General features: G+C 44.8%; 17 protein-coding genes. 5 read left to right on the top strand and 12 right to left on the bottom strand.

Annotated elements, in window-relative coordinates; all coding sequences use genetic code 11:
* Positions 1-669: 669 nt before the first annotated feature.
* The 8 genes from ACHZA1_RS08950 to gldA all read right to left on the bottom strand — a co-directional run bounded on the left by ACHZA1_RS08950 (position 670) and on the right by gldA (position 10534).
* Positions 670-1299 (bottom strand): hypothetical protein, encoded by a 630-nt coding sequence (locus ACHZA1_RS08950; RefSeq protein WP_320051538.1) that lies wholly within the window; start codon positions 1297-1299, stop codon positions 670-672.
* Between the two features lie 1151 nt (positions 1300-2450).
* A complete protein-coding gene (gene def, locus ACHZA1_RS08945; protein WP_320051537.1) occupies positions 2451-3035 on the bottom strand; it encodes a peptide deformylase in 585 nt (194 codons plus the stop codon).
* Positions 3036-3704: 669 nt separating this feature from the next.
* A complete protein-coding gene (locus tag ACHZA1_RS08940; RefSeq protein ID WP_320051536.1) occupies positions 3705-4589 on the bottom strand; it encodes an SPFH domain-containing protein in 885 nt (294 codons plus the stop codon).
* 165 nt (positions 4590-4754) lie between these two features.
* Positions 4755-5690 (bottom strand): putative sulfate exporter family transporter, encoded by a 936-nt coding sequence (locus ACHZA1_RS08935; RefSeq protein WP_320051535.1) that lies wholly within the window; start codon positions 5688-5690, stop codon positions 4755-4757.
* Positions 5691-5774: 84 nt separating this feature from the next.
* A complete protein-coding gene (locus ACHZA1_RS08930) occupies positions 5775-6662 on the bottom strand; it encodes a LysR family transcriptional regulator (RefSeq protein WP_320051534.1) in 888 nt (295 codons plus the stop codon).
* 178 nt (positions 6663-6840) lie between these two features.
* Complete coding sequence (locus ACHZA1_RS08925; protein WP_320051533.1) at positions 6841-8502, bottom strand: AMP-binding protein; 1662 nt, start codon at positions 8500-8502, stop codon at positions 6841-6843.
* Positions 8503-8706: 204 nt separating this feature from the next.
* Positions 8707-9594 (bottom strand): hypothetical protein, encoded by an 888-nt coding sequence (locus ACHZA1_RS08920; protein ID WP_320051532.1) that lies wholly within the window; start codon positions 9592-9594, stop codon positions 8707-8709.
* Between the two features lie 22 nt (positions 9595-9616).
* On the bottom strand, positions 9617-10534 hold the full coding sequence (gene gldA / locus ACHZA1_RS08915) for a gliding motility-associated ABC transporter ATP-binding subunit GldA (protein ID WP_320051531.1): 918 nt from the start codon (positions 10532-10534) through the stop codon (positions 9617-9619).
* Positions 10535-10803: 269 nt separating this feature from the next.
* Here gldA and ACHZA1_RS08910 point away from each other — a divergent pair, with 269 nt between their 5' ends.
* The 3 genes from ACHZA1_RS08910 to ACHZA1_RS08900 all read left to right on the top strand — a co-directional run bounded on the left by ACHZA1_RS08910 (position 10804) and on the right by ACHZA1_RS08900 (position 15006).
* Entirely contained in the window at positions 10804-11766 is a 963-nt protein-coding gene (locus ACHZA1_RS08910) for an ROK family protein (RefSeq protein ID WP_320051530.1), read from the top strand.
* Positions 11767-11873: 107 nt separating this feature from the next.
* Complete coding sequence (locus ACHZA1_RS08905) at positions 11874-12650, top strand: polysaccharide biosynthesis/export family protein (RefSeq protein WP_320051529.1); 777 nt, start codon at positions 11874-11876, stop codon at positions 12648-12650.
* A 4-nt stretch (positions 12651-12654) separates the two neighbouring features.
* Positions 12655-15006, top strand: a complete 2352-nt coding sequence (locus tag ACHZA1_RS08900) for a polysaccharide biosynthesis tyrosine autokinase (RefSeq protein ID WP_320051528.1) — start codon at positions 12655-12657, stop codon at positions 15004-15006.
* A gap of 659 nt (positions 15007-15665) precedes the next feature.
* Here the strand turns inward: ACHZA1_RS08900 and ACHZA1_RS08895 are convergent.
* Genes ACHZA1_RS08895 through ACHZA1_RS08880 form a run of 4 tightly spaced genes read right to left on the bottom strand, consistent with a single transcriptional unit; the run spans position 15666 to position 19720 of the window.
* The gene (locus ACHZA1_RS08895) at positions 15666-16604 is read right to left on the bottom strand and encodes a glycosyltransferase (protein ID WP_320051527.1); all 939 of its coding nucleotides are present in this window, start codon (positions 16602-16604) and stop codon (positions 15666-15668) included.
* Between the two features lies 1 nt (position 16605).
* On the bottom strand, positions 16606-17154 hold the full coding sequence (locus ACHZA1_RS08890; protein WP_320051526.1) for an acyltransferase: 549 nt from the start codon (positions 17152-17154) through the stop codon (positions 16606-16608).
* On the bottom strand, positions 17155-18273 hold the full coding sequence (locus ACHZA1_RS08885; RefSeq protein WP_320051525.1) for a DegT/DnrJ/EryC1/StrS family aminotransferase: 1119 nt from the start codon (positions 18271-18273) through the stop codon (positions 17155-17157).
* Entirely contained in the window at positions 18257-19720 is a 1464-nt protein-coding gene (locus ACHZA1_RS08880) for a lipopolysaccharide biosynthesis protein (protein ID WP_320054902.1), read from the bottom strand. The genes ACHZA1_RS08885 and ACHZA1_RS08880 overlap by 17 nt, the downstream gene beginning before the upstream one ends.
* A gap of 366 nt (positions 19721-20086) precedes the next feature.
* Between ACHZA1_RS08880 and ACHZA1_RS08875 the strand changes: the two genes are divergently transcribed.
* Entirely contained in the window at positions 20087-20605 is a 519-nt protein-coding gene (locus tag ACHZA1_RS08875; protein WP_320051524.1) for a UpxY family transcription antiterminator, read from the top strand.
* Positions 20606-22068: 1463 nt separating this feature from the next.
* Entirely contained in the window at positions 22069-23589 is a 1521-nt protein-coding gene (locus tag ACHZA1_RS08870; protein ID WP_320054881.1) for a hypothetical protein, read from the top strand.
* Positions 23590-23685: the final 96 nt, after the last annotated feature.

Genomic DNA, 23685 nt, shown 5'->3' with positions numbered 1-23685 from the left:
TATTTCAAGTATAGTAATGACACTTCGAGTAAGGGTTTTCCCTTAACTTAATGGCAGCAGGCCGAGGGGACCATAGCGCCTTTCGCCTATGTTAGCCCATGCGGCCAGCTCCTCCTACCCTATTTCTTTTGTAACGATGCCATCCCTTCGGGATTCTACCCAAGGTGTATGGGTTAGAACCATAGGGGGATTGCCTTTAGGATATTCGATGCGCTGCACACCCCCCCTAAATCCCCTAAAGGGAACTTTGCGCTGCTCAACCATCATGGTAAATCTCGAACTCCTATTCGGCTTCTGGTCACGATACGGACTACAACGCAGCCTCCTTTAGGAGTTTAAGGTGAATACGGATGAGCATACCAGCTGCTCCCTAATATTTCGCTCTTAAGATTTAACCAGCGTTGAATGTAGGTATTGTTAGCAAACATTTGAGTAAAATCCCTTCCTAAATTTGTTCCAAGACGCAAGCAGCGCGTTTCTACCAGACTGAATCAGCGCCGCAGGAGTAGAGATGCATTGCATGTGTCTCGGGGTAATAAAGGATTTGAATCAAACCTAAAATTCCAAGCCAGCCTCCCATATGGCAGACCATTACCGCAAAAAGAAGCGGATACCTAAAGGTATCCGCCTTTACGATGATGTAAGCCGCCAAAGAGTAGCTACAATGCCCTAAAGGGCAAGGATTCGGATGGTATCGCCAAATATGGGCTTATGATCGCTACCTTGGTAGGCGCATCGGCACTCATATTCAATACCATGGGTAAACCCAGTAACAGTAATCTTACGTGTAGTAGACACGGCCGAACGCCACATGGTAGCATCGGAGTGCTGCGCAGGCGAAGGCGTAAAGTAGAAGATGTATACCGATACATCCTTGCTGGCAGCCACCGAAAAGATGAGCTCACCTTCGCATGTACCGTGCTCCACCTTAAAGCCTACGGGCCTAGAGGGTTGCTTGCTCTTACGTTCAGGCTCTTTAACGAGCTTAAAACCAGAAGTTGCCAGCTTATCGCGGTCGCCACTGGCCTGTATGCATAAGTCAAGCGCCAAATCGTCGAGAAGAGAGGTTAGGATGCCCTTCGAGGCGTTCTTCAGCAGGGTATCCTGCTTCGACCCATCCTTGCTCCTCGCCAACTTAGCTTGGTAGTCAACCAAACATGTCCGAACGCCATCAATCCGCTCTTTGGTTAAGGTAAAAAGCGAATTTCCGGTCAGGTTCTGCAGCACGTTCTCGGTAAACGGTATTAAGTCGTTATCCTTAACCGTGCTGTGGCTAATAACAAGCTCAATTTTATTCATATAACTCGATTAGAAGTTAAATGCTTAAAACACATGCCTACATCATCGCCTATAAATATACAAATATTTCTACTTTTTTATCTTTCTTTTATAATTAATGTTTTGTATATGGCCTAACCTGCATCTCCCCTACCCCAAGCGCAGCTGCTACAGCTCAAGCACCCTTCGCCCGTAAGGCAGCGCGCAGCACCTCCATCCTGCAGCGTAACGCTTGCTATTAACGATGAAATAGCCGCTACTAATTCCAAAATAAATGCAGCTAATTATGGAGTAAATTGAATAAGCTCTATCCTATTTTGAACCCAAGATGGAGCATTTTGTATTAAAGATGAACTTTTTTGCCTCAACGATGCCGCATTTTGATCTCAAAATGTCTCACATTTAAATTAATTTTAGCTATATAATGTTCGACATGCAGCATTTAGGGTTAAAGATTGGGCATTTTGTATTAAAGATGCTCCATCTTGTATTAAAGATGAAGCATATTGAATCAAAGATGGAACATATTGAATTAAAGATAAAGCATATTGGATTAAAGATGGAACATATTGAATACAATATAGAGCATTTTGGATTAGATATGCTCCACATTTTATAATACGTAAACAGTTGCATGTACAAGGTCAAAAAGCAGCATAACTATTTACAATATTATGCTTCTGTTACTTACAATTAAGTAAAATATGTTTTATTATTATTCAACTTTTACAGCCACTTTTTATGCTATTTTTTGCTATCTCATTTCACAGTATGTGATTTAGTGTTACAAATAATGCTGATATATGGGCATAGCTATTGCCTTAATTAAGGAATAAATAGCCGAAAAAGTAAATGGTAATTCTCGGTGAATTATCACCGTATTTAGCCGATAAATTGGTGAAGGCGGCTATAGGAAAGCCCTCCAAAGGAGTGCAGCACCACAAAAAAATAGCCGCATGCCTCAAAGGAATAAGGCATACAGCTTAGCTAATCGCCCTTACATGAGAAGGAAGCGCGGGCATCCTGCCGCCGATGCCCGATAGGGCGTACCGCTGCTGGCAAAACCCATTGGGCAAGAAGGCCTTGCAGAACGCTATAGCCTATGGTCGGCTTCGGCAGCATTCGCTACAGTGCGCTACAGGGATAAGCCACCCGCACAAGCAGCTGGGCGGCTATCGAATGTAGGTTAGCGGGTAGCTCGTCTTTACCATCCCCTTTATGATGCGGCGCAGCTTACCGCCCAGCAACCGCCGCGATAGAGCCGAAAGGCGGTCGACGTAAACCACGCCCTGGGTATGGTCATACTCGTGCTGGATGACGCGGGCAGTAACACCGCTAAAAGTCTTCCGATGCTGCTGGAAGCTCCTATCGTAGTACGCTATCTCGATTCTCCAGGGCCTTGCTACATCCCCCGATAGGTTGGGAACGCTCAGGCATCCCTCCTCGTCCTTCCAGATTTGCTCCGACTGCGATAGGATGGTGGCATTAATAAAGGTCTCCTTTACCCCCTGGTCGCCGTCGAAGTAGCCGCGCCGTTCGCTTTCGTCCATACTTCTATACACCTGGGCGTTATCAACGGTAAATAGCCGGATAGCCCTGCCCACCTGTGGGGCGGCCAGTCCCTGCCCGTGCGCTGCGTACATCGTTTGCCACATGTCGTCGATGAGCTGCTGCAGCTCGGCCGAGTCGGAAGAGATCTCGGTGCACGGTTTCTTTAAAATGCTGCTGCCATAGGCAACTATCGGTAGTACTGCCATCGCCTGCTGATTTTCTTACATCTAAAATGGTTAACAAACCTACACTCCTATAGGTAATTGCCCGCAAGTTAGCGGTAATTACGGCAGGTTGTACGGCTATAGCTTACTTTTGAAGGGGATGCGGGGAAGAGTCATTCCCCAGGGATTTAGTTTTTTTAGAATTTCAATTCGCTGCTTTCACCCCTAAATCCCCTAAAGGGGACTTTATGCTGATCAACCATCATGGTAAATCTCGAACTCCTATTCAGCTTCTGGTTACGATACGGGCTGCGCCGTAGCCTCCTTTAGGGGGTTTGGGGTGAATACGGATGAGCATACCAGCAGCTGCTCCCTGAGATATCTCTTTAAAGATAACCCCAGCGCTGATTGTAGGTTTTGTGTGCAAGCATTGGAATATAATCCCTCCCCAAACTTGTTCTGAGACGCGAGCATCGCATCTCTACCAGCCCTAATCAGCGTAGCAGGGGTAGAGACACATTGCATGTGTCTCTTTGTAGTAAAGGATTTGGACTAAAAGCGAAATCACAGAAGTCATCACTCTTCTGCAATACCGCTTCTATTGCTGCTGGCCCTGATGCCAGAAAATCGTTACCCCGCCTTCGGAAGCCGCTTCCTAAGGCTGCACAGGCGAAGATGCTGATGCAGCCTTGCGCGGACTCGCCTACGGCCTTAGCCGTTGCTTAGCGGATTCTTCGGGAGGTTGTTGAAGCCGGCAGTGATGCCTAGCCCCATGCTCTCGATGGCCGTGCTGGGCACGATTACAATGGTAGAATTGGTTTTCAGCCCCTCGTAGAGCATGTTCATGGCGCGGAGGTGGAACGCCGTGGGGTTATTGGCGTAGGTTTTGGAGGCCTCCTCGAACTTTTCGGCAATCTGACGCTCCGAATCGCCAAGGATAACCCTCGCCTGGCGCTCGCGCTCGGCCTGCGCCTGCATGGACATGGCGGCTTCCAATCCCTCGGGGATCAGCACATCCTTCACCTCCACCGATATCACGTTGATCCCCCAAGGCTCCGTTCGCTCGTCGATGATGCACTGGAGCAGCGTGCTGATCTTATCGCGCCCCTCCAGCATCTCGGCCAGCATCGTCTTGCCAATCACATCGCGAAGGGCCGTTTGCGAGGCCCAGCTGATGGCGCTTCGGTAATCGGCCACATCCATGGCCGCCTTCTTCGGATCGATGACCTTCCAGAATAGAACTGCATCAACATCCACCGGCACGGTATCCTTGGTAAGCGTCTTCTCGGCGTTAAAGGACGTGCTGATCACCCGGATGTCTATCCAGTACGGAATGCTATCGATAATGGGAACGATAAAGAAGAGTCCTGGCCCCTGAAGCTGATGAAACTTGCCCAGGCGCAGCACCACAGCCCGGTTCCACTGGTCGGCCACCTTGGTCGCCGAAGCTACCACGACCGCCAGAACCGAAAACCCAATAAGAATGATGATACTCAAAGGCGAGGAGAGGCTGCCGTCAACGGCAAACGCCAAACCGAGCCCCGCAGCAGCTACCAATACGAATAGAAGCGCTGCAAATGATCCGTTGTTATTCATATCCTATGCACGATTAAGAGGTTAATGACCGAAGCAAGGATCAGCAGGCAGGCGCTAAACGATGGGTTTAATGGGTAGCGGCGCCAAATGCGCACCGTATAGAGTAAACGCCGCTGCCGCCGTAGTAGCTCGTATGGACGGTACAATTAGTGCTAAAAGGATTGCCTAGAGGAAAACACGTATGCCGTATAGCGATACCACCCCAACAATAAGCCAAATTGTAACACCCAACACAATGGGCCTAACCCCTACGCTACGGATGGCCTTAAAGGATAGCCCCATCCCAATAAGGAATAGCGCAACGTTAAGCGTTCGTCGGGCAACGGAGGTTACGCCCAACAGCAGGCCATGCGGAATGGGCAGATAGGTTCCAACAACCATCGATACCACAAAAAGTATGATAAAGAGAGGAACGCTGGCCCTCTTCCCTCCTCCACCGTAGAGGTACGAAAAGAGCAGCGAAACAGGAACAATCCATAAGCTACGCTCCAGCTTAATGGTGGTGGCTATATTCAGCGCATCGCTCCCAAAAACGCTAGCAGCACCCACCACCGAGCTGGTGTCGTGTATCGCAATAGCCGACCAAAAGCCAAACTGCAGCTGACTCATATCTAGCAATCTACCAATAAAGGGGAAAATCAGCAGCGCTATCGCATTAAGCAGAAAGATGGTGGCCAGCGAAACCGAGGTTTCATCATCCTTTGCGCCAACTACTGGAGCAACAGCGGCAATGGCACTTCCTCCACAGATGGCGGTACCCGAGGATATCAGCAAAGAGATATTCCTTCCGATACCTAACCTACGGCCAATAACCATACCTACAAGCAGGGTTAGCGTAATGCTCAATGCCGTAACGGCCAACCCTGTTGTTCCCGCCTTTGCGGCATGTACCAGGTTGATCCCAAATCCAAGTCCCACAATAGAGTACTGTAGAATATACTTGGATAGCTTCGATGTCGCTTTAGGCATTGGACTACTCCATAGTTGGGCTACTACAACGCCCAATAAAAGGGCAACAGGAGCATTAATAAGGTCGAAGAGGCATAGAATGGCTACCAATGCGAGCATTGAGTAGAAAAGATGCGGAGTCTGCTTAAGCATGCGGTAATTCGTTTGTTTGCCGCAAAGAAACCCCAACAAAAGCCCACAGGAAACTCAAAAGTAGCTATATGGGATAGCTAAAAGCTATTGCTTAAGCAGCGCAAACTGAATAAACGACTCCGCAATGCCAGCCGATGCACCGTGGGGAAGAATAAAGTTAAGCGTTCTGGGAAACTCCACCTCCGCGAGCTGAAGCATTTTAAAAGAGCCTTCACGTACCTCGCTCTTAATGGTTTCTTCCGATAGGATGGCAATGCAAGTTCCCGCTTCGAGGGCATTCTTGATGCTCTCGGTGCTACCGAGGTAAAGCTTAACGTTCAGATCGCTAATCCGCAAACCACAATCCCGCAACGAATGCTCAATAACCTCAAGCGTTCCCGAGCCATTCTCCCGAAGAATGAGCGGCTGTGCCTTCAGCAGCTCAAGGCTGATGCTCCCGCGCGAGTAAAGCGGGTTCGAACGATGGCAAACCACCCTTAACCGATCCTCCCTAAAGGGAACATAGCGCAATCCGCTACGATGGCTAAGCCCCTCTACAATCCCCAGGTCGATACTCTTGCCAAGGGCCGCCTGTTCGATATCGCTGGTGTTGCCGCTAAGAAGCTTAACCTCCAGCTGCGGGTAGTTGTTGCTAAACTGCAGCAGTATTTTGGGGATGATGTACTGCGAAATGGTGGTAGAAGCCCCAAGCGTAAACGAACCCTTATGCTGGTTGGTAAGCATCCCCAAATCAAAGAGCAGCTGCTTCTCCTCTACGATAGCCTTCTCCACATGCTCCTTAAAGAGAATCCCAGCAGGAGTTAGCACCAGCTTGCTACCAGTACGCTCGAAAAGCGAATGCCCCAGCTGCTGCTCCAACTGCCGGATAGCCTTGCTTACCGCAGGCTGCGAAATGAGGTTGTCGTGAGCCGCTCGTGTAAAGCTAAGCGACGTTGCAGCAGAGTAGAATACCTTAACCTTAAAATCGAGCATGACAGCAGAGTTATTTTTTAGATATTAAACGCAAGATATTAGATTTTCCAAGTAAACACCCTCATGAATTATTGAGCGGTATTGCAAATCCACCAGCATTCGTAATTCCAATATCTCACATGATAGATCTCATAGCGGAGATCAAAAAGAAAGCCCCCAACAACGTGGAGGCTATTCGTTATGCTTCGGTTTGGTAGAGGAAGCGCTTAATGCTCTTCTTCGGCGTTTTCTCAAACTCTTCTTCACGGAGCTTTAATGCCGAAAGCTGACAGAAGGCAGGGAGCTGCCGATTAAGCTCGTGCCGTGTTCTCTCGAAATGGCTATGCAGCTCATCCTCCTTTATTCCCGAACTCTTTGCCGCATCAACATCTGGGAATACAAGCGCCACAAGGCGCGAGTTATTCTCCACAACCAGCGACTCGCTAACAAAAGGCAGGTTGTTGAGCTTGTTCTCTATCTCTTCTGGGTAGATATTCTGCCCCGAAGGACCAAGAATCATGTTCTTGCTACGCCCCTTTATGTAGATAAAGCCTTCTCTATCGATTACGCCAAGATCTCCGGTATGCATCCAACCAGTTTCATCAAGAACGGCAGAGGTAGCATCCTCATTCTTATAGTAGCCGAGCATCACATTCTCGCCCTTAACCAGTATCTCTCCCGCCTCGTTGTAAGGATCGCTAGAGTTAACCTTAAGCTGAAGCCTCTTTACAATCTTACCACACGATCCCACCCGGGTATCATCGTAAGGGGCATAGGCGATAATGGGTCCACACTCGGTCATGCCGTAACCAACGGTATAGCGAAACCCTATCTTCTTAAGGAATGCATCCACCTCGGGGTTCAGCGCAGCACCCCCAATAATTACCTCAATGAAGTTCCCTCCAAATAGCGAGGTAATCTTATCGTTTATCTTATTATAGATGATATTACGGATACCAGGAATCGAGAGCATCACCTTCATGGCAGGAGTCGAAATCTTCGGAAGGATCTCCTTCTTGTAGATCTTTTCGAGAATAAGCGGAACCAAAAGAATGATACGGGGCTTTACATCGCCAAAAGCATCGAGGATAATCTTTGGTGAGAGATTCTTTGTGAGGAAGACTATTTCTACCCCCTCTAGGAATTCGTAGATAAACTCGAATGCAGCACCGTAAGCGTGCGCCAAAGGTAGCAGCGAAACCACCTTCTCACCCCTTTCGATATTCAGAACATCCTGGGCAAAGCGATAGTTCGCCATCAGACTACGGTAGGGTAACATTACCCCTTTAGAGTATCCGGTTGTACCCGAGGTATAGTTTAAAAGACAAAGATCTTCGACGCTTTTCTCTGCCTCGTAACAGATATCCGATGGCTGTAGCCCATTAGGGAACTTCTCCTCGTAAAGAGCATTTACCTTATGGGTCAGATGCTCAATCTCATTATTAAAGGCATCGAAGGTAATGGTAAAGTCCGCAAGATTAACAATCGAGTTAAGCTGCGGCATCTTCTTTTCGTCAAGCTGTTCGATGTAGGATTCTCCAGCAAAAACCACCTTTGCCTCAGAATGGTTTATGATATGATGGATGTTGTCAACCTTGAACTCGTGAAGGATGGGAACAATTACCGCACCATAGGTTACCGAAGCTATAAAAGTTATAGCCCAGTTCGATGAATTCTTACCAACAAGGGCTATCTTATCTCCCTTTTCCACTCCGCAACGTTCGAAGATAAGGTGTATCTTCTCTATCCTGCGAGCTACATCTTTGTAGTGGTACGTATCACCCTTATAGTCCGTTAATGCCTTCCGTTCCCAATTTTCCTTTATCGTGCGTTCAAACTCTTTTATAAATGATGTTTCCATCAAAAAGGTTTTAGTTAAACGTTTTGTTATTTAAATAACAGTCATATTTCCAGCCTTTTAAAAAGATAAAAAGCGGACAAATATAAATAAATTTTCATTACTCGTACTTTTCAGCGATGTTAGACAACATATTTCCCAAAAAAACTGATACCAAAAAAAAGAGGCTGTCAATGACAGCCTCTTTCATCAATATTAATTCGATTGCTACTTGAGAATAAACTGTGTAGAGCCTACCTGACTGCCATCTAAGAACACCGCTGCAGAATAGGTTCCAGGCTTAAGCTCACCACGAGTATCGTAGAAGATACACATGTCAACATCCTGATTTTGATAGTCAACCTCACGCTTTGCAGAATAAACAAGGTTTTCGCCACCCGCATTAAATACATCTCCCTGACTTTGGGCAAGCAGGAATCCCTCTGGACTCGTAATACGAAGGTAGGCAACCTTTATACCAGCCTTTGCGATGCTATTTTCTACAAGAGTGAAGCATACCTTTATTTTCTCAACACGGCTAGCACGAGTCATTTCCTTTCCGCGTGCATTAATTGGTTGTGCTTTAGTTCCACGTGCCTTTATGATAGAACCCTTTGCTACCTGAGTGTTAAGTGAGGTATTTTGCTCTGTAAGCTGCTGGTTCTTTACCTTCTCGCTAGAGTAGTTCTTCTTTACGTCGATATTCTCAGCAATAAGCGCATGGTTTAGGGTATTTAGCGAGTCTATTTGGGTAATGTAGCTGCGCATTACTGCTCGAAGTGTACCTAACTCACTTTGATATTGCTTAATTTGCTCGTAGTTAACAGATTTAACGTGTCGCATCTCTCTAAGCAAGCCTTCAACCTTTGCACGCTCTCCAAGAAGCTGTGTGTTAATGGTGTCATTGCTTGTTTTTAGGTTACTATACTCGCCCACCATTTTGGTAAGGTTAGCTTCAATAGAATCCTTTTCCTGAGTAAGCTGAGCTTGGGTGCTCGCCGATTGGTTCGTTTGGTTCATGTACATAATCCCCAAAATCACAACAGCAATAATAAGGGCAACGATTACCCCTATCAGCACCTTACTTGTTGATTTTACTTGGCTTTGTTCGTTCATTTTATTCTGCTTTTTTCTTTTGTTACATGTCTTTCTTTCCTGTAAGCGAACGGAATACATTTTCAAGATGCGCCTCCTGCTCCTGCAGCTGCACAATGCTCAATCCATTCGCAACTGCAAAGTTAAACAATTTGGGTCTAATGTCAACATTATCAGAAGAATTGATTGTAAACCGTGCTCCATCCTGACGTACAATTTTACCAAAGCCCGCAAGCTGTTCAATAATATCGCTGCTAGGCTCTTTTTCGAATTCCACAGTTACCATTTTCGAATCGAGTGCCAAACTTGCAATTTCCTTAGTTGAACCATTTGCTACAATATATCCTTTATCTATAATTATGATATTCTGGCATATAGCCTCAACCTCCTGCATAATGTGCGTCGAGAGCATTACAGTTTTCTCGCGACCAATTTGCTCAATAAGGGAACGTATCTCTACAATTTGGTTAGGATCGAGCCCAGAAGTTGGTTCATCTAGAATCAGCACTCTGGGGTTGTGAATAAGCGCCTGGGCAAGCCCAACACGCTGCTTGTATCCCTTCGAGAGCGATCCAATTTTCTTATTCTGCTCGTAGCCAATACCCGTAATATCGATCACCTCTTTAATCCGAGCCTTAAGGTTTTCTACCTTATATATACCTCCCACAAACTCTAGGTACTCCTTAACGTAAAAGTCTTGGTATAAGGGGTTATTTTCTGGTAGATATCCGATAATACGCTTTGCTTCTATAGGATTCAGCAGCACATCAATCCCATCAACAAAGGCTTTACCCGATGTGGCAGGGATGTAACCCGTAAGAATCTTCATCATGGTAGATTTCCCAGCTCCGTTAGGACCAAGAAAACCAACAACCTGGTTAGATGGTATGCTAAAGGATACCTGGTTGAGCGCAACCTGCTCGCCGTAAAGTTTGGTAACCCCTTCTACTAGTATTGACATTATTTACTTTTTTTGAACCTCAAAAGTAAGGATTTTATCAAACGAATTAAAGAATGCAGACAAACACCGTTCCACTACGATTCCGGAATTCTATACCATCCAAGTCATCCATTCCCATCGCTAACAATACTTTCGTTTAGGACAGGACAACCTAACCCCTACCGTCTATTCATAAAATAAGTTGTTGAATAGAGTCTCATAAAAATAAATATTAAGAATTTGTATCTTGGCGCCACTTAAAATAAACCTGTTATTACCTATTAAGCTTTATGAAGAGCGTTGTTGTTGGCATTGATGTTGGGGGAACAAATACTGCCTTTGGCATAGTAGATAAGGATGGAAACTTCTACGGCGAGGGTTCTATCCCAACAAAAACATATCCTTCTTTTGAAGATTGGGCACAATCAATTCATGATGCCATTATGCAAACGTTAAAGCAGCAGAATGAGCAGATTGAAATTATCGGCATCGGCATTGGAGCCCCTAACGGTAACTACTATAACGGCTGCATCGAAAATGCTGTCAACCTTAGCTGGAGCGGCAAGGTTGATGTAGTTGGTAAAATCAAGGAACTTTTTGGTAACAATAAGCTAGTAGTTCTCACCAACGACGCCAATGCAGCTGCCGTAGGCGAAATGGTTTACGGAGGTGCTAAAGGAATGAAAGATTTCATTGTTATTACCTTAGGAACTGGTCTAGGCAGTGGTGTCGTTGCTAACAATCAAATGATACTCGGTTGCGATGGTAATGCAGGAGAGCTTGGCCATGTTATTATCGAGAGAGGTGGTAGAAGTTGTGGTTGCGGTCGTAAAGGCTGCTTAGAAACCTATGTTTCGGCAACTGGCATCAAGCGAACTGTATTCGAACTACTTGCCAACGAGAATATTCCTAGCACGCTTCGCTCCTACTCCTTCAACGATCTTACCTCCGAGATGATATACAAGGCAGCAGTAGCAGGAGATGCAATTGCCCTTAAGGCATTCGACGAAACAGGCAAACGCCTTGGCTATGCATTGGCAGACTTTTCCGCCTTTTCGACGCCAGAAGCATTCTTCCTTTTTGGAGGCCTAGCAAAAGCTGGAGAACTTATCCTAGAACCAACCAAGCGCTACATGGAAGAAAGCACCTGCATTATATATAAGAACAAGATTAAAGTTCTACTTTCGGAACTTAACGATAAAAATGCTGCTGTGCTTGGGGCAGCAGCCCTTGCTTGGTCTGAATTAAGTTAATTTGCTTCGTTTTTAACATAATAAAGAGCAGCTGTTCGATCAACTGCTCTTTTTTCTATTCCATCAATTATATAAAAAGCTATTTTTACACCCGAAACATTTTACACATGCGTAAAGAATTGACATTTGTTGCCTTACTGCTGCTCTTGTTAGTAACAAGTTCTTGCAATAAGCACAGCCAACTCCTCTACCTGCAAAGCCAAGGAGCTGCCAAGCCAGCAAAGGCTCAGCAAGAGGAGTATCGGATATCAGCCAAAGATGAAATTTACATCCAAATTACCAGCATGCTGAATAAGGAGATTAATAATCTGTTTAGCACTAGCAACAGCAATTCCAACATGATGGGTAATATGCTTAATAGCGATGTAGGCATCTATGTAAATACTTACTCGGTATGTGATTCTGGCTACGTAGAGATTCCGCTAATTGGTAAGGTAGATGCAGAAGGAAAGACCCTCAACGAATTTACCTCATCTGTCAAAAAAAAGGCGCTGGAATACGTAAACGATGCTGTTGTTGTTATTAAGTTGATGAGCTTTAGAGTTACCGTAATTGGCGAGGTAAAGAAACCTACCGTAATTACCAACTACCACGACAGACTCTCCATACTGGAAGCTATTGCTCAAGCTGGAGATATGACCGACTATGCAGACCGTCAAAAGGTAACCATCGTCCGTACCTTAAAGGGCGAAAACACCACCATCCCAATCGATTTAAACTCCAGATCACTCCTATCAAACCCTGGCTACAACCTTCAACCAGGCGATGTGGTGATTGTAGATCCACGAAAAGGAAAAACTACCCAAATGAATATACCCACATACTCTATATTCTTAAGTTCCGTTTCCACCTTAATTCTCCTACTTAACTATATAGTAAAATAGACCTATGGATTCAAGAGAAATAGAGCAGCTGTTGGCCGAAGAAACGCTTGATTTTAAGAAATATATAAACCTTGTACTACGCTACTGGTACTGGTTTGTTATATCATTGGTATTCTGCTTGGGATTGGCGTATATAGCCACACGAACAACACACAACGTTTACCAAGTTGATGCAACCATCCTGATTAGAGATGACAAAAACTCGAAATCAAATACAGGAGCAGAAGCACTCCTAAGCGAGCTAAGCTTAGTGAACAATACCAAAAGTATTCAAAACGAGATCGGTATTATTAAATCGTACACAATTGCCTACAATACGATTAAAGAGCTTGAGAGTTTTCACACCACCTATAAGCTTGTAGGAAGCAGCACCTTCAAGCAGAATGTTGTTTATAAAGATATTCCATTTCGCATTGTTTTCAATTCAGCCTACGAGAATCCCACAGGATTAGACATTACTGTTGAGTTTACCGATGGCGATAACTTTATTGCAAAGGTTAATAACGGCGATTTCTCTGAGCCAAAATCAATAGGACAAAAAGTTGTTATAGACAACTTTGCCTTTACCATCCTTCCAACTGCCTGCTATAGCGAAAAGGTGCTTTCGGGGAAAACTTACGTTATTACCCGAAACGATTTAAACACCTTGGCAAATCAGTATAAGAACAAGGTAACAGTAAACCTTGTAGACAAGAATGCATCGCTTATTTCGCTCTCCACCACAGGACAATCAGCCGACCAGGAGGCCGACTACCTTAACAAGCTTATTGAGGTATATGTCCGCCAAGGACTTGAAGAGAAAAACCAAATTGCAAAAAACACCATTGATTTTATTGATAACCAGCTGTTCGGAATGCGCGACTCGCTTCAACGTGCTGAGATTCAGCTGCGCAACTTCAGAACAAGCAACCGAATACTGGATATCGATAAGGAATCGAGCATGCTGCTGGATAAACTTAAGGATCTGCAAACCAGCAAGGCAACTGCTGAAATAAACCAACGCTACTTTGCCTACCTTAAAAATTACCTCCATAAGCGAGATAAGTATTCTGACGTTGTTGCACCATATACGCTAGGCATAGCAGATGTACAGCTGGTTAATCTGCTTAACGACCTAACGCAGCTGAGTAGCGAGCGCGAAAATATGAAAATGAGCGTTAAGCAAAGCAACCCGGCACTCCAACAACTCGAAGTAAAGATCCGCAATGTCAAGGAGGCGCTGATGGAGAAGGTCAACAGCTTAATAGCCACCAATAAACTATCCAACGACGATATAGACTCACAGATCAATAAGATCGAGTCAAATATCTCCTCGTTGCCAGTTAACGAACAGCTGCTCATCAACAAGACAAAGATGTACGACCTACTCGATAAGATGTACACCTACCTACTCGAGAAGAAGTCGGAAGCATCTATTGCAAAGGCGTCCAACATTTCCGATTGCAAGATTGTAGATCCGGCCCTTCCCATAAATGCCGAACTTAAGCAGCCTAAACCTAAGATGAACTATGCCCTAGGTTTTATCCTCGGCTTGCTCATTCCGCTGATCGTAATTATCCTTCGCGATTACTTCGACAACAAGATTCGCTCCATAAAAGACCTAACAGGCAAGCTACCCAATGTGTCGATGCTCGCCACCCTCGACCACTCGCAGCTACCGGTTGATATTCCGGTTATAGAGCGTCCAAAATCGAGGTTGTCGGAATCGTTCCGTGCATTGCGTACAAACATCAACTACTTTGTCCACGGCAAGAAGAGCATAACCCTGCTCACCACCTCGCTCATTAGCGGTGAGGGTAAAACATTTTGCGCTAGCAACCTAGCGGCAATATACGCGCTATCAGGTAAGCGCACGCTTCTTATTGGCCTCGACCTTCGCAAGCCAAAGATTCAGAAGATGTTTGAGCAGACTAACCACCACGGCATGAGTGGCTACCTAAGCGAACAGGGCACCTTCGATAAGGCGCTGATGACCACATCCATTTCAAACTTATGGATTGCTGTTTCTGGACCAATTCCACCAAACCCTTCGGAGCTTATTGGATCACCCCGAATGGAGCAGTTTCTGGCAGAAGCCCGCGAGCAGTTCGACTGCATCATCATCGATACGCCTCCTGTTGGCATAGTTACCGATGCCCGCATCATTTTTGACAAGGTAGATCTGGTGCTGTTTGTTACCCGTCTGGGCGTTTCTCCGAAGGAGACTGTCGAGTACTGCAAGGAGCTGCATGCTAACCTTGGCAACAAAATGGCGCTGGTGATTAACGACTTCGATTCGAAGAAAAGCTACTCCAGCTACAGCAAGTACCACTACGGCTACAACAAGTACTACCAGAGCGAGTACTACGAGAACTAGATGCTTGGCACAATATCCTAGATTTTGAACGGTGGATATTAGTGTCAATCCGTTGGGGCAGGGGACATCAGTCCCTTGCCGCCATTTAGCAGCAGCTCTCCCTATAGGAGACTCGCCGCTCCATAACTCTTTTGGAAGGTAGCTCTACTACCATCTCACCATTCAACTACTATTCAGTTGAAATCTCAGGGTGCTTTGTTTCCCCCATGCTATGCGGAGAAATTCTAATTCAAACCTTTCGGATTGCGGCTCCTTAGCCGTTGTTACCTCTATCAATAATCTATTGGGGCTTCAATGGGAATTGCTCCGAGAAAATAGGGTAGATGCCGTTCCGTGAATAATCCCCTGTACTGATTCCAGTACAGCTTCCTGCAGTATGCAGGGCTTCGTACTGATTCCAGTACGAAGCCCTGCAGTATGCAGGGCTCTGTACTGATTCCAGTACGGCTTCCTGCAGTATGCAGGGCTCTGTACTGATTCCAGTACGGCTTCCTGCATGGGACGCAGGGGGAATGTTTTGGGGGCGGAGGAAACTTGGTGCTCGGCGTAGGGGTGGTGAGAAGGTTCATTTCCCGAAAGCACTTGTACTCGAATTGGGCTTGCCCAGTGGTTGGTGGGGCTTCTGCGGTGATGCTACTCGTTGGCTTCTTCGGGCAAAGCTAGAGGCATCGGAGCATTACGGCCAGCAGCTTCTCGGTAAGCGCATGCTTGGAGAGGTAGAGGTAAAATCGTGTTTTATTCGAACATGAGCCAAGCCGATGAAATTCTTCGCGATACGAATTAAGAGAGGGTAAGCCGTACTTTAGGGCTATGCGATACATCTTGTACACCTTGCTGGCAATCCCCTTGTGGCATTCCTCAAAAATGGCGAAAAGGTTGACGTAGTAGCTCACCACATCGAGCACCGACTTTACAAAGCCGATCTGCCGCTGGGGATCAACCGAGTGCGAAGCAGACTCGCCAAGAACCCGGTAAACAGCAGTTGGATGAGGGTAATGCGCAATCTTATGGTTACGTGCGGCCTCTATCCACAGCGGATAGTCAATCATGCGCCACTTGTTCTGCAGAACAGCCTCGTGTACCGATTCGCGCACCTCGTTATATATCGATGTTCGCACCAAAACGGTAACCGTAGAGATAAAGTTCCCGTTTAGCAAATCGATAAGCACGCTACCCGATGGCGCCTTGGCAGGCTTATACGCTCTGAACCCTACACCTTCCACATACTGCCTTACATCCGTATATATCAGGCCATAGTCCCTATTTTGCTCCAAAAGGTTAATCTGCATCTGCAGCTTATGGGGATCATCCCAGTAATCATCTCCCTCGCAAAAGGCCAGATAATCGCCATCGATGTAGGAATCCAAATCGAAGAAGTTGGCAACCATACCAACGTTGGCCTCACGGATAGCTGCCGTTATTCTATCGGGATAGCGGGCTGCATAGTCGCGAATAATATCAGGAGTCCCATCAGTAGAGCCATCGTCGCCAATCACCAGCTGCACCGGGAAGGTGGTTTGCTGAGCCAGCACCCCCTCTATTGCCTGAGCAATATACGGTGCATGGTTGTAGGTTATCATCTTTACCGAAACCTTCATGCTATCCCTCGTTGCTTACGAATTTGAGCAAGCCCTTGCTTCTTGGTTTATGATACTTTGCAGGAATGCCAAAATAGATTCCCCAGTCGCTTAAGTTCGAGCAAACCAACGACATTGCGCCAACTGCCACACCCTCGCCAATGGTAAGGTTTGGGAAGATGGTAGTACTCGATCCAATCTGGGAGTAGCGCTTAATGGTTACCAAACCGCCCTGCACATTGGTATACTCACTTTTCGACATAGGGCTGATGAGATAATCGCCACCAAAATCGTCCATGGCGCTAAAGATGGTACAACGAGGAGAAAGCCCGGTATAATCTTCCATCACAACACCATTTGCACCATATATAGCCGAATAGGCTGCAATGTGTATGCTATTGCCAAGAGTAATGGTTCCGGATAGAATGCAGAAGTCATCGATGCGCACATTGCTTCCAATGCTCATCTTATCCGCACCGTAAAACGAAGCCTTACGGCTAATAAGAACGTTGCTTCCAACGCTTTTAAACCCCATTTCGGCTAACTCGATTTCGCTTAGGAAGGAGCTCATCTACCTTTTCTTTATTGAGTTGATAACCCTTTGCACATCCTCATCGGTCATATCCTGATGTAGCGGAAGGCAGATAACCTGGTTTGATATGCGGTTGGCTACAGGAAGATTATCGACTGCCGCAGACGGTAACCCTCTATAAGTAGAAAAGCTGCTGATTAGCGGGTAGAAGTATCGACGACCGTAAACACCCTGCTGCTGCATGGCAGCGTATAACCCATCGCGCTCCATGCCAAATTCCGTAGCATCAATAAAGATGGGAAAGTAGGAGTAGTTATGGCGAACATTTTCGAGTTCGGGGATAAACTTTAAGCCAGCAACACTTGCCAGCTCGCGACGATAAGTCTCGGTAATGGCCTTTCTGCGTTCGATAGCCGCATCGACATGCTTGAGCGACATCAAACCAAAGGCGGCCTGTACCTCGTTTAGCTTAGCATTGATACCGGGGGCAACCACCGTTACCTCATCGGCAAATCCGAAATTCTTGAGGTAGTCAATACGCTGCTTCATCTTCTCGTCGTGGCACACAATAGCGCCACCCTCTATAGTCGAAAATACCTTGGTTGCGTGGAAGCTGAGGATAGAAAGATCGCCAAAGTTAAGCACCGAATTGCCGTTTTCCTTAACGCCAAAGGCATGGGCAGCATCGTATATCACCTTTAACCCATAGGTGTCGGCAATTTTTTGGATACGCTCCGTTTGGCAGGGATTACCGTAAACGTGTACCGGCATAATTGCCGTAGTCTTTGGCGTAATGGCAGCCTCAATCCTATCGGGATCGATATTGAATGTGCGTGGCTCAACATCCACAAACACCGGCTTAATATCGTTCCACCAAAGGGAATGCGTTGTCGCTACAAAGCTGTATGGGGTTGTTATCACCTCACCTGTAATACGCAGAGCCTGCAGTGCCGTAATCAGCGCAAGCGTTCCATTAGAGAAAACAGAAATATACTTTACCCCAAGGTAGTCGCATAGCGCCTTTTCGAGCTCCTGATGGTAGTGACCATTGTTCGTAAGCCAGTGACGCTTCCAGATATCCTCCAGGTAAGGCATAAACTCCTCCAAAGGAGGGAGTAGAGGAGAGGTAACGGTAATATTCTTATTGTTTTCGCCCATTTCTCATCTTTTTAATAAATCCCACAAACATTGCCTTGAGCTCAACAAACTCCGTCAGCTTAATCCTATCGTAAATAACATACGAGAGTGCAAGCCCCACGACAATTTGAACTGCTAAGGTTGCAAAAAGATTCCAATTTAAAAAAGTAACCAGCCACATCGGAATGGCTACCACTATAGAAACACCTAATAGGGGAAGGATATCGGCCAGCTGCTCGCGGGTGGAGTAGCCTATCATATCAGCAGAATAGTAGCTGTTTAGGAAGAATGATATCACCGAAGTTACCACCATACCGATAAGCAGCGCATAAACACCCCAAAAGATAGCTACCACAATCACCGGAACGGCAATTACCTTTTTAATAATTTCTAACTTCAGATAGAGATCAGAACGTCCCTTTACGTTAATTACATTCAGGTTGATGGCATGTAGCGGGTAAAGCATTCCCGAAAGACAGAGCAGCTGCAAATAGGGGATAACCTGTTCCCACTGATTTCCAATAGATAGCAGTATAACAGGTTTTGCAGCAGCAGCCAACCCCAGCATCAGCGCAAAGGTAGCCATCATTGTATTGATGATAAGCTTGCGGTAGGCCTGCTTCAACTTAACGAGATCGTCCTGTATGGCAGAAAGAACAGGGTAGCTAACGCGCTGAATGGTCTGAGTCAAATTTGAAGAGAAAACTGACTGGAACTTATCGGCATTGGTGTAGTGTCCCAGCGTTGCCGACGAAAAAAAACGACCAATAACCAGCGAGTTAATATTCTTGTAAACGGTGTCGAGTAGGGAAGAGGCTAAAATCTTAGACCCAAAACCAAAAAGTTCTTTAAAACTAGACTTAGAGAAGACCAGCGATGGACGCCATCTATTCCCAAGCCACAGCATCAAGCTCTGCAATAGCTGGCGGCTTAAAAGCTGCCCAACCAAACTCCAAACACCAAATCCCATAAACGCCATGGCAATGCCAATAACCCCGCTACCAATCGACGATACCAACGATATCTTGGTTTGAAGCTTAAAGTCAATATTCTTGGTGAGAATAGTTCGCTGAATAACCGAAATGGAACTTATAATAAGCCCTAAAGCCAATACTCTGGTGATGCTTGTAAGCCCAGGCTGCTTAAAAAATGTACTTATTAAGGGAGCTGTAACATATAGCAAAAGAAATAGGAGAGAACCAACTCCAAGATTGAAGAAAAAAACCGTGCTATAGTCGTGCTGCGAGCAATCCTGCTTTCGTATCAGCGCCGTAGTAAACCCACTATCGATAAACGTATTGGAGATTGCAGTAAACACCGTAATCATGGCAACTAAGCCAAAATCGTTTGGTGTAAGCAGACGGGCAAGCACCACTCCAACCAAAAATGTGACACCCTGATTGCCGATATTATCAACAAAACTCCAACCAAAGCCGTGTAGCGTCTTCTTCTTTAATGACATTGTTATATTTTGAACCGCATTTATCTGAAACAGCAAAAGTAACTAAAACAAATGAAGCGACAGCGGTTCGAGAGTCGGGAGTCGTTAGACGGGATGGGTGAACAAGTGAACTGTGAGGCGAAATTTTACATTCTTTCATTTTTCATGTTTTCATTTCCAAACACAGAGTCTCAGAGAACACAGAGGTACACAGAGATTATTGTGAGTAGAGAATCGTTAGTTGGGAGGAGTGAACAAGAGAACTTTGACGTGGAATTTTTCATTCTTTCATTTTTTAATCTTTCATCTTGCCTGTCTTGTGTCGTGATACTTGATACTTTTTCTTGCTTCAAGAGGGCATTTTTCCCTATCTTTGGATTTCTTACTTACAGCATGGTAAATAAAGATAATAATAGCAAAGGGTTACAATCGCGATGGCTGGTAGGCTACTGCGCACCACGTTCGGAGAAGCAGGTTTACGATAAGCTTCTCAAGCAAGGTTATACAGCATATCTTCCCCTTGCCAAATCTTCGCGCAAGTGGAGCGATCGGATTAAAATTGTTGAAATACCTCTTTTTACCTCATATATATTTGTCTACCTTAACAACTTCGAGGTTTACGAGGCACTAAAAAGCATCCCACAACTAGTTCGATTCATCTATACGCAGGGCAAATTCGCCGAAATTACCGAAAAGGAGATAGAGGGCATTAAAAAGTTCCTATCAAAAACCGAAGGCTACCAGTTCTCATTCGAGGAGAATCAGGTAGTAGAAGTTCGCGAAGGTATCCTAAAAGGCAAAAGGGGTGTCATCACTAAACTGGGAAAGACTAAGATGCAGCTCCGCATCGAGGAGTTTGGATGGGTAGTTACTGCTGATATCCTTAGGACACAGGCCAAATCGGTGGAGTGAGGTAGGGAGTGGTGAATCGTGATGGGTGAACAAGTGAAGACAGTGAGGCATAATTTTTCATCTTTCATTTTTCATTTCCTTCGTCTTGTGTCTTAATACTATTATTTAACCACAAAGTTCTACAAAGGTATAGCACGAAGAAATACCGAGGGAATAGGGAACCGCTAGTAGAGAGTTGTTGATCGTGATACGTGAACAAGTGATCGTGTGTGGGAAAACTTTGATAAGGAACTTTTCATTTTTCTTATTTTCATCCTTTCATTTTCCAACGCAGAGACCAGAGGGCACAGAGGCACACGGAGTTTATAGAGAATGGGGACAAGTGATCGGGTGAAGAGAGAACCGTGAGGTAATTTTTTTTATTTTTCACCTCTTGTGTCTTCTGTCATGATACTATTTATTATAACCACAAAGTTCACAAAGGTGTAGCACAAAGAATCACAAAGAACTATTCGTGAAATTCGCAAAAAATCGTTGAATGGAAATCTCTCATTCTTTCATTTTTTCAACGCAGAGACACTGAGGTACAGAGGAACACAGAGATTATTTTGAGAAAGACACGTTAGTCGGGAGTGGCTAATCGTAAATGGTGATGCGTGAACCAAGAGGAGTTGCGAGATAATGTTGAGCAAAAATCATTTTTCACCTTTCACTTTTCATTTTTCATCATTCCCGTCTTGTGTCTAAAATCTAATATCTACCGTCTATCATCTCCTCCATTTAACAAATTATGTAAAGCTAAAGTCGACGATGGTATTGCATATTTACCCATAGCGGTTACTTTTGCACCGTTGGAAGGGAATTTACTACTCAATTATGGCTGCATGGAATTCCCCTTTTACATACTTCACAATTAGTTACTCCTTAGTATTACAGTTGGTTATAACGCCAACAGTGGGAGTGACGAGGCTTTGCTGTTGGTATTGTAATAAACGGTAAAACCACCAATAACACCCGTTCGGATTACATCTTTCGACATCCATCTATAAGAATAAATAATCTTTAACCTTGATAGAGGTAAAGTAGAGATAGGTAGCAAATAACCTACCATTAAATCTGCATCTTAATAACAAAAAAATATTTCTTTATTTCTGTTAATTTACTACATTTGTCTCCATAAGTAACTACTCAGCATAATTACTTATGTGTTAGTTGTGGCTAGTTCACAATATACATAACCACAGAGAGACACAGATTATCAGAGTTGTAACTATATGACTTACGCATGGAAAAGTGGAGCAATTAATTTATTTGGAGGGCACAGAGAGCAACCTACAGTTGATAAATTCAAAGGCTGAAAAAAATCTTTCGTTCATCTCCGTGCGCCTCTGTATCTCTGTAACTATGTGCTGAATAATTACAAACTAGAAACAATGCGATAAATGCTGCATTCAGCATTTAATGCAATAAAATAAAAAAGCTTAGGCTGAAAAAACTGTTGGAAACCACCGATATTATTTGCTATGAACAAAAAACTAATCCTATCGCTAATGGCGGCGGCTATGCTAGCGCTTGCCTTTACCTCATGTAAGAAAGATGTCTCGGAAGAGGAACTACTAAAGAACCAGCTCGCCCAAACCGACTCGCTGCTAAAGCGTGGTGGGGTAATAAAATATACCGTTAAGTTAGTATCGGCTGCAAACTCATCAATGCTAAAAGATGCGATGAGCCTTAAAGATGCCGAGGTTATCGCCTACCAAAACGATAGCGTATACACCGCAAAAACCGATGCTAACGGCTTTGCCACCTTCCCAAACATGCGCATTGGTACGGTAGCAGTACACGTTAAGCTTACTGGACACGCCGAGGTAGACTATATAGCCGACATTACCCCAGCCGAGAGCCTCATTAACCTCTCGCAAACCCAAATAATGAACACCATACGCTACGCCAGCACCATGATGCCCATGTTCCCGATAGCCGATCCCGGTTGCGCCACCATTACTGGTAAGGTAACGGCAGAGCTCGACCTTACCAACACCACCCCAGAACCAGCACCCGGCGTTAAGGTTACGGCAACGGTAGATGTTGACGACCCCGACTTTGTTGCCCGCTATATAGCCCCAACCCAGGGCACCACGAGCAACTCAAGCGCAGGCCGCATACTTAAGTACGCATTTAGCGATGCCAGCGTTACAGCAACTACTGCTGCCGATGGCACCTATACACTTAAGGTTCCTGCCTCGGTTAACGGTTTACCCGTTAAACTAAACGTGGCCGATTACCAATCAACTCAGAAGTTGTACCTAGAAAATGACCCTACTACCAATACATTTAAACCTGGGGAGTATACCGTTCCTGTTCTATTCTCCAGCAATGTAGAGCCTAGCCCAATACCTGAGGTTAAGCCTGTTTATGTGGTAGTGGATGAGCCTACAGCGCCGATAGGAATTGTATATAAAAGCGCCTCCTTTACATTTGAACTAGATGCTAATGGAGGAATTTCTAAAGTAAATGTGATTAATAAGGGGAAGTACAGTTCTAAGCCTGCACTAGTAGTATCTGACCAAGGTTCAGGAACAGGTGCTGTATTAGAACCTGTTTTCAATACAACAACTGGAGAAATTGAAAATATTACCATTATTAAACCAGGAAGTGGATACCTATCAATTTATTGCAATATATTTTTACTACAAAGTAAAAGAACAGCAAAAATTAATGCTGCTATAGACGATAATGGATACATATATAACATAACCCTTAGCGATAAAGGAACGGGTTACATAACCAAACCTACAGTTCGATTTCTTGCCCCTAATAACAATGCAATAGAACCTATTGTTTTATTGATAATGAATTCAGGACTTGGAGGAATTGCCAATGTATATCTTCAAAGTGCAGGATCAAACTATAGAAATGTATTCAATTACCCAATAGATACAAAATCAGTAAATTCAACTTTAAGTAACTGCAAATTAAACGTAAAAACAGAAAATGTTATAGTAAAAAACATTAATTTAAATACAGGATCCAGAATCAAATAACTACTTTCACATTAAAATTTAGGAAAAATATATATTTAATCTAAATACCTATTATCTCAAGTATATTTGAATAATAAAGCACTTACATATTAAATA

The sequence above is a fragment of the uncultured Acetobacteroides sp. genome (assembly GCF_963667355.2).
GTDB lineage: Bacteria > Bacteroidota > Bacteroidia > Bacteroidales > ZOR0009 > Acetobacteroides.
The sequence above is the reverse complement of the archived record's forward strand: the minus strand, read 5'-3'. Positions and strand labels throughout refer to the sequence as shown.

Bases quoted from the DNA above. Each gene is read 5' to 3' on its own strand.
- ACHZA1_RS08900 (WP_320051528.1), top strand. From the start codon at position 12,655: ATGGATTCAAGAGAAATAGAGCAGCTGTTGGCCGAAGAAACGCTTGAT.
- ACHZA1_RS08905 (WP_320051529.1), top strand. From the start codon at position 11,874: ATGCGTAAAGAATTGACATTTGTTGCCTTACTGCTGCTCTTGTTAGTA.
- ACHZA1_RS08885 (WP_320051525.1), bottom strand. From the start codon at position 18,273: ATGGGCGAAAACAATAAGAATATTACCGTTACCTCTCCTCTACTCCCT.
- ACHZA1_RS08910 (WP_320051530.1), top strand. From the start codon at position 10,804: ATGAAGAGCGTTGTTGTTGGCATTGATGTTGGGGGAACAAATACTGCC.
- ACHZA1_RS08890 (WP_320051526.1), bottom strand. From the start codon at position 17,154: ATGAGCTCCTTCCTAAGCGAAATCGAGTTAGCCGAAATGGGGTTTAAA.
- gldA (WP_320051531.1), bottom strand. From the start codon at position 10,534: ATGTCAATACTAGTAGAAGGGGTTACCAAACTTTACGGCGAGCAGGTT.
- ACHZA1_RS08935 (WP_320051535.1), bottom strand. From the start codon at position 5,690: ATGCTTAAGCAGACTCCGCATCTTTTCTACTCAATGCTCGCATTGGTA.
- ACHZA1_RS08895 (WP_320051527.1), bottom strand. From the start codon at position 16,604: ATGAAGGTTTCGGTAAAGATGATAACCTACAACCATGCACCGTATATT.
- ACHZA1_RS08920 (WP_320051532.1), bottom strand. From the start codon at position 9,594: ATGAACGAACAAAGCCAAGTAAAATCAACAAGTAAGGTGCTGATAGGG.
- ACHZA1_RS08870 (WP_320054881.1), top strand. From the start codon at position 22,069: ATGAACAAAAAACTAATCCTATCGCTAATGGCGGCGGCTATGCTAGCG.
- def (WP_320051537.1), bottom strand. From the start codon at position 3,035: ATGGCAGTACTACCGATAGTTGCCTATGGCAGCAGCATTTTAAAGAAA.
- ACHZA1_RS08930 (WP_320051534.1), bottom strand. From the start codon at position 6,662: ATGCTCGATTTTAAGGTTAAGGTATTCTACTCTGCTGCAACGTCGCTT.
- ACHZA1_RS08950 (WP_320051538.1), bottom strand. From the start codon at position 1,299: ATGAATAAAATTGAGCTTGTTATTAGCCACAGCACGGTTAAGGATAAC.
- ACHZA1_RS08875 (WP_320051524.1), top strand. From the start codon at position 20,087: ATGGTAAATAAAGATAATAATAGCAAAGGGTTACAATCGCGATGGCTG.
- ACHZA1_RS08940 (WP_320051536.1), bottom strand. From the start codon at position 4,589: ATGAATAACAACGGATCATTTGCAGCGCTTCTATTCGTATTGGTAGCT.
- ACHZA1_RS08925 (WP_320051533.1), bottom strand. From the start codon at position 8,502: ATGGAAACATCATTTATAAAAGAGTTTGAACGCACGATAAAGGAAAAT.